The sequence below is a fragment of the Pseudalkalibacillus sp. R45 genome, assembly GCF_052246725.1.
In the GTDB taxonomy this organism is placed as follows: Bacteria; Bacillota; Bacilli; order Bacillales; family Fictibacillaceae; genus Pseudalkalibacillus.
The window spans coordinates 26,568-40,048 of sequence record NZ_JBQQCL010000006.1; the positions used below are offsets into that span (position 1 = coordinate 26,568).

Genomic DNA, 13,481 nt, shown 5'->3' on the forward strand with positions numbered 1-13,481 from the left:
ATCAGAACTTTCTAAACATAACAAAAAACTCAAAATAGTAAAGCAATATTTTAAAACACTAGTTAAGACATTATCAGTAACCTATGTATAGGGAGGAAATAACTTTGTCTGAGGTTCTTATTGTTGATAACGATAAACAAAGTCGCCAAGAATTAGGATCGATCATTAAGGATAGCAAATATAGTTTTCTATCTATTTATGAATCAAGTACAGCTAAGAGAGCTATGTTGCTATTAAAACAGAGTAAACCGGGGTGTTTGATAACTGATTTATCACTTCCTGATATGGATGGGATGCAATTTGGCAGAACAGCACTGCAAATGTATCCTGATCTACCAGTCATTATCGTTACTCATCTGAAAATGTTTCATCTCGTCCAAGAAGCAATCAATGCTGGTTTTTCTGCGTATTTACTGAAAGCGCTTACCAAAACGGAAGTAATAGAAACATTTGAAAGAGTATTAACACCAGAGTTAAGTAAACATGTAAATAGTATTATGAAAAAACGTAACACGAATCTTGTTTCAGATCTGAGTAATCCGATTGAGAGTGCGATCTACATTATTCAAGAGCATTATAATGAATCACTCACTTTGAAAGGTATTTCTGATCAAGTATATTTAAGTCCTTCTTATTTTAGCCGTCTTTTTAAAGAGGAGACGGGCAAGACAGTAGTGGAATATCTAGCGGATGTCCGTGTTCAAAAAGCTAAAAGTATGTTAAGGATGTCATCCCTTCCAATTGAAGTGATTGCAAATAACGTCGGTTTCGCTACAGCTGGATATTTCGCAACAACCTTCAAGAGGCTGATCGGAATTACTCCAAGTGAATACCGGGAACAATTTCATTGGGAGACGCAATTACAAAAAAATTAAGAGGGAGGTTCTAGAATGCTTCCTATTTATAATGAAATCACACGTTGTAGACAAAATGGGTTAAAAGGTGTACTGGGTACGATCATCAGTACCGAAGGATCTACCTATCAAAAAGCTGGAGCCAAATGCTTTCTCTCAGAAGATGGTGTATTAACTGGTTTGGTGAGTGGTGGTTGCGTAGAAGGAGATCTGAAAGAACATTGTAAAGAAGTTTTAGAATCCGGATTTTCCAAACGTGTATTTTATGATTTTAGGGATCAAGGAGATGACTTGTGGGGCCTTGGACTTGGATGCAATGGCTCTATTGAGATTTTTTTGGAAGTTATCGATCCAATAAATTCTCCTGTAGATGCCTTTAAAAAGGAAGAAATAGTTACAATAGCCTCAACAAAATCAAGTTGTATTGTCACGATTGTAGGTTCGGAAGACGCTTCGCTTGTCGGTAACAAGTGGATTGTATGCGACGAGCTGCCTTTAGAAAAGGGCATTCCATTTGAACAAATCAGAATAGGTTATAAAAAACGTAAAGAAAAGGAAATGTCTGGACTTACCATAGTAGAAATATGCGGGAAAAAGGCCGAAGTGTTTTATGAGTTTTGTCAGCCCGTTCCGAAGGTTATCGTATTTGGCGCTGGTCCAGATGCAGTTCCACTCGTAAATGGTATTAAACTATTAAACTGGCATGTCAGTGTTGTGGATCATAGACCTTCGTTTGTAAATGAAGAACATTTTCCAAATGCCGACCAGTTAATTTACAGTCCAAAGGGATCTATGCCAACCCTTTCCTTGACGGAAAATACATTTATAATCATCATGTCTCATCATTTTGAGCAAGACCAAATGATATTAAAAGAGGTCTTAGGATCAGATACAGCTTATGTTGGCATTCTTGGTCCTAGAAAACGTACGTATCAGTTATTTGAAGAGATTAATCGGGATTTAGAGATTACTGAAAAAACCCTCGTCAATTTTTATAATCCTATTGGTTTGGATATAGGTGCAAAATCGCCCGAGGAGATTTCTTTCAGTATTTTATCTGAGATGGTAGACGTTTATCGAGGAGGTAATGGAGTCTCATTAAAAGTAATGAAGGGTCCTTATCAAATTGATAGGAAGAAAGATCGAGAGGAGGAGTTAATATTTCAGACTTAAAAAAAGAAGTTTGGGGGATAATCTTGGCGGCTGGAATGTCAAAAAGGATGGGAAGCCCTAAAATGCTCCTGCCTTTTCAGGGAAAAACAATCATACGGCATGTAATCGATCATGCACTCTGTTCAGCGCTTGACGGTGTTGTTGTTGTCGTAAACCCTGCTGTCGATGGTTTAGTAGATGAAGCGAGTGTAAATGGTGTCAATAAAGTTATTTTAAATAGTAGGACAGATGATGGTCTGTCTACCTCTGTTAAATCCGGATTATTATTTCTACCTTTGAAAGTTGAGGCTGTGTTATTCATGCTTGGTGATCAGCCTTTAATAACCAATAAGGAAATTGATAGGATAGTACACCGGTTTAAGAAAGAACGTTTAGCCCCCATTTATCAATCTTCTTATTTAGGAAAGAAGGGGCATCCCGTTTTATTTAAAAGACATTTGTTCGGTGATTTATACAACGTTCAAGGTGATGAGGGTGGACGGGCAGTTTTAAAAAAATATCATCAACATGTTCGGTTGGTAGAAATGAGGAAAAGAAATCCTTCTGATATTGATACAAGAAATGATTATGAAAAGCTGCTTGATGAGGAGGTTTCATAAGTGAGTACTATAGTTGGAAAGCCAATCACAAGAGTAGAAGATGCACGCCTTTTAACCGGACAAGGGAAATACATTGATGACATCGGAATACCGACAAATACAGTTCATGCTGCCATACTAAGAAGTACGTATCCCCACGCAAAGATCGTCTCAATCGATATAACGGAAGCAGAGAAAGAGCCTGGTGTAAAAGCTATTATCACAGGAGAACAAGTAAAAAAGTATCTAAACCCTTTTAGTGTTGGGGTGAGTGCGCCTGTAAAATATTATCCCATTGCTGTTGAGAAGGTGAGGTATGTAGGGGAGCCGGTAGCGGTCATCCTGGCGAAAGATCGCTACATCGCAGAAGATGCTTTAGAAAAAATCAAGGTGAAATATGAACCTTATGCGCCAATAGTAGATATTGAAAAATCACTCGAACCTGATGCACCGATTCTACATGAAAATGTCGGTTCTAATATAGCCAATCACCGTACATTTGACTATGGGGAAGTGGACAAAGCATTTAAGGAAGCTGATCGGATCGTCAAACATAAATACACCTTTCCAAAGTATTCTGCAACACCAGTTGAAACGTATGGTTTACTTGCAAACTATGAAGATAGTGAGGACAAATATACAATCAACGCAAATTTCCATGGCCCATTCGTCATTCAAGCCATTATGGCCCAAGCCCTTAAGGTTCCAGGAAATAAGTTAAGAATCATTGTTCCTAAGGATATCGGTGGAAGCTATGGCATTAAAGCTGGAATTTTTCCTTATATGGTTTTGTTAGCGGTTTCGAGCCGGATAGCAGGTTACCCGGTTAAATGGGTCGAGGATCGTCAAGAGCATTTATCAGCAAGCTCAAGCGGAACGGATCGTGTCACGTATATAGAGGCAGCGGTTAAGAACAATGGAAAAGTGACTGGGTTAAGAATGAAGATGATTGATAATGTTGGGGCTTACATTCGTGCACCTGAACCTGCCTGCTTGTACCGAACCCATGCAAACTCAACGGGTGCTTATGATATCCCGAATCTTCATATCGATGCCTATGCAATCATGACAAATAAGTTGCCGACTGGACTGATCAGAGGCTATGGCGGTCAGGAACTTTACTTTCCATTAGAAAGGATTATGCAACGAGTGGCCAGGGAGTTGAAGATGGATCCGGCTGATGTCATCAGGGAAAATTTAATTAAGAAAGACCAGTTTCCTTATACAACTGCATCTGGCGGAATATATGACAGCGGCGACTATGTGAGAGGATTCGATTTGGCGCTTGAAACGGGACACTATCAAGCATTCAGGAAGAAACAAGAGGAGGCACGGAAAAGCGGTAAAATCTTCGGTGTCGGACTTGCGAATATCGTTGAACCATCAGGCTCTAACATGGGCTATATAACCGTTGCCTTGACCCCGGAAGAAAGAGCCAATTCCTTGCCTAAATCAGGATGTGCCGAAGCCGCTACCATTTCAATGGATCCGACTGGGAGTGTGAATGTACGGATAAGTACGACTCCATCCGGTCAAGGGCATGAAACAGTAGCCGCACAAATTATCTCAGATGTACTTGGGATCCCAATGGATAAGATCAATGTAGTTGCAGAATTGGACACATCCACTAGTGCCTGGTCTATTGCTTCGGGAAGTTATTCAAGCCGCTTTGCCTCTTTGGGGTCCAGTGCTGTATATTATGCAGCCCATAAAGTGAAGGCTAAACTTTTAAAAATTGCGGCCCATCAATTAGGAGTTATTGATAATGAACTGGATTTGAAAGATGGAAACATTTATTTGAAAAATGACCCAGACAAAAAATATTCGTTAAAAAGAGCTGTAGGGACTGCCCACTGGAATCCTTTATCACTTCCAGACGGAATGGAACCAGGAATTTATGAAACCTATTATTATACAGCCAAAATAGCAGAGCCGCCTGATGAAAATGACATGATCAATTCATCGATTACTTACGGATTTGTATCTGATCTCGTAACCGTTGAAATTGATCGTGAAACTGCAGAAGTCAAAATCCTGGATTACGTAACGATCCATGATGCTGGAAAATTATTAAACCCTAAAATTGTTGATGGACAGATTTTTGGAGGTCTAGCTCATGGGTTAGGTGGTGCGTTATATGAGGAGTTGGTATACGACAGCAATGGTCAGTTTTTAACCGGTTCATTTATGGATTATTTATGTCCAACAGCTCCGGAAATCCCAAATGTAACCATCAAGCATATTGAAACACCATCCCCTTTAACACCACTAGGCGCAAAAGGCCTGGGAGAAGGAAATACAATGAGCGCACCCGTTGCGGTTGCAAACGCGGTCAGTGATGCTCTATCTCCATATAACATTGAAATTGATACGTTGCCGCTAAGTCCAAACAAAATTTGGAGTCTTCTGTCACAAGCAGAATTATATAAAAAACACAAAGAGGTGAAGGCAAAATGAACGGAAAAGGATATTTGACATTAGATGCAGGAATTGAAAGGTCGTGGGAAGTTCTTCTGGATCCTGATGTCCTGCAAAGGTGCATTATGGGTTGTGAAAAGCTGGATCAAATCGATGACAATAAATATGAAGCTGAGTTGTCTATGGGGATCGCCGCTGTAAAAGGCAAGTATTCTTCAATTATTGAACTCACAGATATGGAAAAACCGAGTCACTATAAACTGATTGTAAAAGGAGAAGGTGGACCTGGAAATGTAGAGGCTGTCGGAAATATCGATTTAATAGCAGTAGATGAAACTACCACTACATTAAATTACACCTATGAAGCAGAAGTAGGGGGAAAAGTTGCTATGGTAGGGCAAAGAATGCTAGGTGGAGTAGCAAAGCTAATTATTCAGGATTTCTTTAAAAAATTTAAAAAAGAGCTCACGAGAATCGAACAAAATACTTGATTGGAAGGGGGAGTGGATCAAATGAAACCGGCTAAATTCGACTACTACCGGCCAGAAACTCTATCTGAAGCACTTTCATTACTTGAGGAAGTTGGTTTCGACGGCAAAATCATAGCTGGTGGTCAGAGTCTGGTTCCCATAATGAATATGCGTTTGGCGACACCGGAATGCTTGATTGATATAAATGGTATAAACGATCTTGATTATATTGTGAAGGATGTAGATGTTATCAAGATTGGAGCGATGACAAGACAAAGTGAGCTTGAAACCTCAGATATCATCAGACAAAATTGTCCGCTTGTAAGTGAAGCTGTCCGATTAATTGGTCACGTTCAGACAAGAAACCGTGGGACTGTAGGTGGAAGTATTGTTCATGCTGATCCTAGTGCAGAGCTTCCCCTCGTCCTCATGACCCTCGGTGGATCGCTGAAAATTTCGGCTAACGGTGAGGTAAGGTCTGTAAATGCCGAAGATTTCTTTATTACCTATCTCACCACTGATTTGATGCCAAGCGAAATTTTGACAGAGATTCATTTGCCGATTTGGCACGGTCGTAAAGGCTATTCATTTTTAGAAATTGCTAGAAGACATGGTGATTTTGCTCTTGTGGCTGCTTCATGTCAGCTGACGTTAGATGATCAGGATCGAATTGAAAAGGTAAGGTTAGCTCTTGGTGGTGTGGAAGCCATTCCATTCTTAATTGAAGATGCTCAGGACTTATTACATGGAGAAAGACTATCAAGTTCTCTCATTGATAAGTTGACAAAGGTTGTTGAAGAAAGTGTTGAACCTGAATCCGATCTTCATGCCTCAGAGGAATATCGTCGCCATCTTGCAAAGGTGTTGACCTCAAGATCTTTACAACAAGCTTATGAGAGAGCAAAGGGTGAACAATATGGCTAGACAGGAAATCGAAGTAACGATTAACGGTAAGCTGTATCAGGAATGGGTTGAACCGAGAATGCTTTTAAGTGATTTTATTCGAGAGGTATGCGGTTTAACCGGTACACATATTGGTTGTGAACATGGAGTATGTGGTGCCTGTACAATTGTGTTTGACGGGGCTGCAGTCAGGAGTTGTCTGCTTTTTGTTGTTCAAGCAAATGGTTGTGAAATCCAAACGGTAGAAGGGCTGTCAAAAGATGGTGAGATGTCATCTCTACAGAAAAATTTTTCTGAATGCCATGGTCTACAGTGTGGTTTTTGTACGGCAGGCATCCTGATGGCAACAACTGACTTTCTAGAAAAAAATTCTGATCCTTCCACCAGGGAAATAAAAGAAATGCTATCGGGCCACCTATGCCGATGTACGGGTTATGACGGTATTGTGAAAGCTGTAGAAAAGACAATTGAAGAAAACAAGACCGGCACTGCAAAGGAGTTGATTAGATAAATGAATCTTGGGAGATTGCTTGAGTTCGCTGTTAAGAGGCACCCAAACAAAACGGCAGTTGTACAGGGTAAGGAACGTCTAACGTATTCCCAATTAGAGAGACAAGTATCCCTGATTGCTTCATCCCTCCAAAAAATTGGTATTAAACAACAGGATCGTATCATTGTTTGCTTAAAGAATCGGCTGGAAAATGTCCTGACGTATTGGGCGTTACAAAAGTTGGGGGCCATCTATACACCCATCAACTTTCGACTTTCTGCTAAAGAAGTGGAATATTGCGTAAATGATGCCGAAGCTAAAGCTGTCATTTATGAGGAGGTGAGCCAGGACTCTGTTTTAAAAGCAAAATATGATGAGAGGCCCGTGTATATCGGGGTTGGGGAAGTTGATGGAGCTGATATTTTCTATTCGGAATTAATTGAAAGAAGTCCAGGAAATTTTGAAGAACCGAATATACAGGACGAAAATATTGCCATCATGCTTTATACATCAGGGACGACTGGACGTCCGAAAGGCGTTCCGCGCAGTCATAAAAATGAGTATTCATCAGCGATTGCTCACATTATCCAGAATCAATATAAAGAAGGCGAGAGCACGCTAGGAACCATGCCTTTATATCATACGATGGGAATGAGATCGCTGCTTTCGATTGCATTTTTAAATGGAAAATATGTTCTTCTTCCTGATTTCGATGCAAAAGAAGCCCTGGAATGGATCAGCAGTGAACAATTATCCTGCTTATACCTTGTACCTACCTTGTATCATGATATGTTAAATCATCCGAACTTCACTGATTATGATCTTTCTACATTGAACAAACTTGGTTACGCGGGGGCATCGATGACCACTGCGTTAACAGAACGATGTGTGAAACATTTTAAACCAGATGTTTTCGTGAATCATTATGGAAGCACAGAAGTGTATACATTCACAATTAATCCTAATGCAGCGTTGAAGCCCAATTGTGCCGGTAAACCTGGATTCCATCAAAACATTCGTGTGATTAAAGTGGATCCTACGAATGAAACCAATCCTTCGGACATTGTAAGAACCGGGGAGGTAGGTGAAATTATCGCTGATTTAGATTCTGATGAAGCATTTAAAGGCTATTGGAATAGACCAGATGCCAATGTTAAAGCGATACGAGATGGGTGGTACTTCACTGGAGACCTCGGCGTTATTGATGAGGACGGGGATTTGCATGTCGTGGGCAGGGTGGATGACATGGTCATCTCCGGTGGAGAAAATATACATCCCTTAGAAGTGGAAGATGTGTTGTCGAAATGCACGAAAGTGTCTGAAGTAGCGATAGTAGGTGAAGATGATGATCGATGGGGACAAGTTGTAACAGCTTATGTTGTTCCGACCGATTCTTACATTACTATTCAAGAACTAGACGAGTTCTGTAAAAATCATCCTAAACTATCCAATTTCAAACGTCCAAGAAAATATGTCTTCATAAAAGAATTACCTAAAAGCCCTGTAGGAAAAATACTTCGAAGACAATTGCGTGAAGGAAATTTTGAATTATTTAAAGATGAAACGGTTGTTTAAAGCCCATACTTGAAAGGAGATATTACGATGACAACGACTTTGAAATATGACCACATACGAGTAGAAAAGAATATTGAGGATCAAACAGCTACAATCGTATTTGATCGACCAGAGAAGATGAATTATATCAGCATGCAAGCTCGCTCTCAATTTTCCGAAATTTTTGATGAGTTAAACAAGGATGATGAAGTCCGTGTCATTATTATTAAAGGGGAAGGAGATAAAGCATTCAGTGCAGGAGGGAGTATTCCTCAATTCATGGAAACTCATCCGGAGGTTTTATCCCATCTTGCGGATAATGTTGCAGCTCCTGAGAGATCCCATAAACCTGTTATTGCCCAACTGCAAGGATTTACATTCGGAGTCGGATTTGAAATCGCAATGGCATGTGATTTTCGTATAGCGGCTGATGATACATTACTTGCCTTACCAGAAATGAACCTCGGTATGATCCCTGGAAGTGGGGGAACGCAACGGGTAGCGAGAGCTGTAGGTTTGACAAGAGCAAAAGATATGATTATGAGAGCAAGAAGAATTCCAGCTGAGGAAGGGTATCAATGGGGACTTTTAACAAAAGTCGTAGAAAAAGAACGTTTAGAAGAAGAAGTTCAAAATCTAGCAAAAGAGTTAACGAGATTCTCACCATTAGCACAGCGTGTATGTAAAGAGGTCCTCAATGCTGCGGAAGAGGGGCCGCTTCGTACAGGCTTGGAAATTGAAGGACGTGCATATGGAATGCTTAGGTCGACTGATGATTTTAAAGAGGGCGTAGAAGCTTTTGTTCAAAAAAGAAAACCAAACTTTACTGGTAAGTAAGTTGATTTCCTGCGGGGGTCTACTCCGCAGGAAACATAGAATTTATCTGAACTAAAATAACAGAATATTCTGTATATTTTATGAGGAGGATAACAATGAGTGATCGAAAAGGTCTTCTTCAACATTTAAACGTCAACACCATTAGCGCAGGTACTCTGGCTGCAATATTTGGATGTACAGGTCCTGCATTAATCGTAATCGGCGGTGCTCAGAATGGAGGCTTAACGCAAACTGAAACCATTTCTTGGCTCTTTGCAATTTATTTTTTCGGTGGTTTATTAGGGTTGATCTTATCTCTTAGATATAAACAACCAATTGCAGGAGCATACTCAATTCCTGGAGCTGTCCTTGTTGCGGGAGCGTTATCTCATTTTTCATTGAATGAAGCAGCAGGTGCTTATCTGGTAGCGGGGATCATCGTATTTATTTTAGGAATCAGCGGTTTAATCAGCAAAGTGATGCATTGGATTCCTGTCCCGATCGTTATGGCGATGATCGTAGGAGCAATGATTAAATTTGGAACAGGAATGATTACTTCATTAGAAAAGGCTCCAATAATAGCTGGTTCAGCTATCCTTGTTTATTTACTTTCCTCAAGTTTCGTGAAAAAAGTTCCACCTATATTATCTGCATTTCTAGTTGCAATAATTCTTGCAGTTTTTACGAACCAGTTTCATATGGGTGCGATGGAACCAAATTTTATTATTCCTCAATTGGTCATTCCTACATTTAGTCTTGACGCGATTATTTCCATATCAATTCCACTAGCTTTACTGGTTATTGGAGCAGAAAATGCTCAAGCAACTGGTGTATTAATAGCTCAAGATTACAAGCCGCCGATTAACGCAATGACGATATATAGTGGGATCGGTGGAATTGTAACCTCTTTATTTGGCGGCCATAATGCAAATGTTGCAGGTCCAATGACAGCTATTTGTGCGTCCGAAGAATCCGGAAAAGATAAGAATGCCCGTTATGCTTCTGTTGTAGTAAATGGAGTGTTATTTGGTGCTTTTGGGTTGTTGGCAGGAGTAGCAGTACCATTTGTAACCGCCATGCCAGGTGTCTTGATCGGTACAGTTGCTGGTCTTGCCATGATAGGCGTGCTACTAAGCTCCCTACAATCTGCATTCTCAAAACCAAGATTTCAAATTGGTTCCTTCTTTGCTCTTGTCATCGGGATGTCAGGTGTAAGTTTCTTTGCTATAAGTTCGCCTTTCTGGGCAATCGTAGGAGGAGTGATCGTATCCTATTTTATAGAAAGAAGAGACTTCGATACTCTAAAGAATAACTCTAAAGAAACACCAAAAGCACAGTTTGAGACAGCCTGATCATTTGTTTCACAGAGTAAAAAACTCGCCAATCGGCGGGTTTTTATTTTTGTATTTATAAAATTTAAAAAATTCTAAAAATAAAAAGGATAAAGTGCTTTCATAGAGAATAGCATTTATAAGGAGTTAATAAAGTCATTGGAAAAAGTAAGTTATTCAAGGAGAATTCATATGAAAAGAACAGGCGACTTGAAGTTGATCCAGGAATTGAACCGCTTCATCATTCTGGATACGATTCGGCAAAAGGGTCCGATATCAAGGAGTGACATTGCCAAATTGAATAAAATAAGCCCGACCACGGTCACTTCAGCTGTTTCCGAATTGATCAGGGCTGGCCTTGTCCAAGAGGGAGGAACCGGTGAATCAAAAGGAGGCCGGAAACCGATATTAGTCAGGTTCGTTCCTGATCGGCACTTTATAATAGCAGTGTCCATCACAAATGCCAACATAACGATCGCCGAGATGAATTTGGATGCCCAGGTCTCGCGGAAAGAAATCTATCCGGTCGGAACCTTGACAGGAAGCAAGCTTGTCGATCACATTTCAACAAGCTTAGAAACGTTTTTATCGTACTATCTTGATCTTATTCCATGCATCGGAATATCCATCATTACACCTGGTATTGTCGATCCGGAGAACGGTGTGATCCGCTATAACCCGAAACTGGACCTGAAAGACGTGCCATTGAAAGACATCATCCAGGAGAAGTTCCATCTGAAAACGATTGTTGACAACGATTCGAATGCACTCGTACTCGCTGAAAAAAACTTCGGTGATTACAAGGATCACAAGAACCTCATCTATATTACAGTAGGTGAAGGGCTTGGTGCAGGGATTTATGTAAACGGTTCCATTTTCAGAGGGTTCCATGGAGGTGCGGGCGAGTTCGGGCATATCAGCATCGATCGGAACGGCATCAGTTGTGACTGTGGAAACAGGGGTTGTCTAGAAAACTATGTGAATTGGCCGGCCATTTATTCAACAATTTTATCCGCCATCGCGAGAGGCAAACAAACCGCGATTTCTGAAATGACACAGGGAGATATGAATCAAGTTACGATTGATACTTTCATAGCAGCTCTTCGAGAAGGAGATGGGCTGGCAAAAGATATCATGTGTGAAATAGCTGATTATCTTTCCACGGGGATAATCAATCTGATCAACTTGTTCAACCCGGATGTCATCATCATTGGAGGGGATGTGTTTTATCATGATCACTCTTATTTGAATAGGGTGGAAACCCAAATAAAGAAAAACGGGATGTCGATTTTGACGGATGGTTTGAAGGTCAAACCATCATCACTCGGTGGAAATTTTGAGCTAGTAGGAGCTGCAGCGATCCTATTGAATGAAGTATTTCAATTTTCATTGACCACTTAATTTTTGCAGTGGAAAAAGTTTGTTATGTAAACATCCACATTGAACAAATCCAGTTCGATCATTTAAAAATCCAAAGGAGGAAAATCCAATGAAACGAATGGTTTCGCTATTGATGATCTTGATGTTGACCATGTTGGCTGCTTGTACGCCAGCTGATAACATCTCATCCAATGAGAAGGAAGGGACACCAGACAATCCTGTCACGATTTCATTTTTCCAACCAGGACTTGAACAGCCGAATGCCAAGGAACCTGTTGAAGAAATGATCAAACAGTTTGAGGAAGAAAATCCAGGCATAAAGGTTGATATCCAATCGGTTGGCTGGGGAGAAGCGTATCAGAAGCTTGTGACGGGGTTCAGCAGTGGGACTGCCCCTGATGTGATCCATGGTGGGACTCGCTGGGTAGGTGCTTTCGCTGCGATGGACGGAATAATGTCACTGGAAGAGTATGCAGAAGAAAGACTTTCTCTCTATCATGATCCACTTCAAAAGGCAGTGACCTACCAGGATAATATTTATGCAATTCCAAGATCTTTCTCTGCACGTGCTATCATCTACCGGTCCGATTTGATAGAAGAACCTCCGGAAACCTGGGATGAACTGGTGGAGGTTGCAAAGAAAGTGCAGGATGAGAATGAGGGCATGTATGGTTTTGCGGTCGCAGGTGCAAAACACGTTTCTACGACAACACAATTTTTCAACTATGTGTTCCAGAATGGCGGGGACATTTTTGACGAAGATGGAAACCCCGTGCTGAATTCCAAAGAAGCAGTCGAGGCACTTGAATACTATGCAGATCTGTACACAGAGCATAAAGTGGTGCCGAATCCGATTGAATATAACCGTGAACAGCTTCCGGTTTTGTTTAAAGAAGGTAAGATCGCCATGTTCGTTTGCGGACCTTGGGCAAAGGCCATCATGGGATTGGAGCCGGACAATCCGGATACGCCATATAAAACAGCAGTGCTGCCAAAAGGAAAAGAAATGTCCAACACTCTGGTTTCCGACTCCTTGATGGTGTCTTCGAAGACAGAGCATCCGGAAGCAGCCTGGAAACTGATCGAGTATATGACATCTCCAGAAGAGCAGAAGAAACGTGACAAAGAACAAGGTTTGGTACCGATTCAAAAGGAGGAAGCTGAAGATCCGTTCTTTAAAGAGGATCCATATTTTTCTCCATTTGTAGAAATGGCTACGATGGGTAAAGAACAGCCGGTACCTGCAGCTTGGGAACCATTCCAGGATATCGTCTCTGAAGCGGTCCAGAAAGCGTTGAATGGTGAAGACCCGCAAAAAGCATTGGATGAAGCAGTCGAGAAAATCGAGAAAGAGAAATTAGCACCAACAAAATAGTTCTTCAAGGGGTTGGCTCATAAATGTCAAGCATCTCCACTAGCATTTCCATTTACACGACAGATTGTCTATTGAATGCTGAGTGGGGAAGTGGGCGCCTATGAGTTGTCCCCTTTTCTACCTGATAGGAGGTCTTCAA

At 40.9% G+C, this 13,481-nt stretch carries 12 protein-coding genes; all 12 read left to right on the top strand.

Features of this window, described 5'->3' with window-relative positions; genetic code table 11:
* Positions 1–104 precede the first annotated feature (104 nt).
* The 12 genes from ACTWQL_RS12085 to ACTWQL_RS12140 all read left to right on the top strand — a co-directional run bounded on the left by ACTWQL_RS12085 (position 105) and on the right by ACTWQL_RS12140 (position 13,342).
* The gene (locus ACTWQL_RS12085; RefSeq protein WP_443142697.1) at positions 105–875 is read left to right on the top strand and encodes a response regulator transcription factor; all 771 of its coding nucleotides are present in this window, start codon (positions 105–107) and stop codon (positions 873–875) included.
* 15 nt (positions 876–890) lie between these two features.
* Positions 891–2,027, top strand: coding sequence for an XdhC family protein (locus ACTWQL_RS12090; protein ID WP_443142698.1), 1,137 nt, complete (start codon positions 891–893; stop codon positions 2,025–2,027).
* Between the two features lie 23 nt (positions 2,028–2,050).
* Positions 2,051–2,626 carry a nucleotidyltransferase family protein gene (locus ACTWQL_RS12095; RefSeq protein WP_443142699.1) on the top strand — a complete coding sequence of 192 codons (576 nt, stop codon included), beginning with the start codon at positions 2,051–2,053 and terminating at the stop codon, positions 2,624–2,626.
* Positions 2,627–5,062 (top strand): xanthine dehydrogenase family protein molybdopterin-binding subunit, encoded by a 2,436-nt coding sequence (locus ACTWQL_RS12100; protein WP_443142700.1) that lies wholly within the window; start codon positions 2,627–2,629, stop codon positions 5,060–5,062.
* Positions 5,059–5,514 carry an SRPBCC family protein gene (locus ACTWQL_RS12105; protein WP_443142701.1) on the top strand — a complete coding sequence of 152 codons (456 nt, stop codon included), beginning with the start codon at positions 5,059–5,061 and terminating at the stop codon, positions 5,512–5,514. Before ACTWQL_RS12100 ends, ACTWQL_RS12105 begins: the two co-directional genes overlap by 4 nt.
* A 21-nt stretch (positions 5,515–5,535) precedes the next feature.
* Positions 5,536–6,417 carry an FAD binding domain-containing protein gene (locus ACTWQL_RS12110; RefSeq protein WP_443142702.1) on the top strand — a complete coding sequence of 294 codons (882 nt, stop codon included), beginning with the start codon at positions 5,536–5,538 and terminating at the stop codon, positions 6,415–6,417.
* Positions 6,410–6,907: a (2Fe-2S)-binding protein gene (locus tag ACTWQL_RS12115; protein ID WP_443142703.1), complete on the top strand. Its 498-nt coding sequence runs from the start codon at positions 6,410–6,412 to the stop codon at positions 6,905–6,907. The genes ACTWQL_RS12110 and ACTWQL_RS12115 overlap by 8 nt, the downstream gene beginning before the upstream one ends.
* Complete coding sequence (locus tag ACTWQL_RS12120) at positions 6,908–8,461, top strand: AMP-binding protein (RefSeq protein WP_443142704.1); 1,554 nt, start codon at positions 6,908–6,910, stop codon at positions 8,459–8,461.
* 27 nt (positions 8,462–8,488) lie between these two features.
* The gene (locus tag ACTWQL_RS12125; protein WP_443142705.1) at positions 8,489–9,277 is read left to right on the top strand and encodes an enoyl-CoA hydratase/isomerase family protein; all 789 of its coding nucleotides are present in this window, start codon (positions 8,489–8,491) and stop codon (positions 9,275–9,277) included.
* Between the two features lie 95 nt (positions 9,278–9,372).
* A complete protein-coding gene (locus tag ACTWQL_RS12130; protein WP_443142706.1) occupies positions 9,373–10,608 on the top strand; it encodes a benzoate/H(+) symporter BenE family transporter in 1,236 nt (411 codons plus the stop codon).
* 171 nt (positions 10,609–10,779) lie between these two features.
* Positions 10,780–11,988 (top strand): ROK family transcriptional regulator, encoded by a 1,209-nt coding sequence (locus ACTWQL_RS12135; protein ID WP_443142707.1) that lies wholly within the window; start codon positions 10,780–10,782, stop codon positions 11,986–11,988.
* Positions 11,989–12,076: 88 nt separating this feature from the next.
* Entirely contained in the window at positions 12,077–13,342 is a 1,266-nt protein-coding gene (locus ACTWQL_RS12140) for an ABC transporter substrate-binding protein (RefSeq protein WP_443142708.1), read from the top strand.
* Positions 13,343–13,481 lie beyond the last annotated feature (139 nt).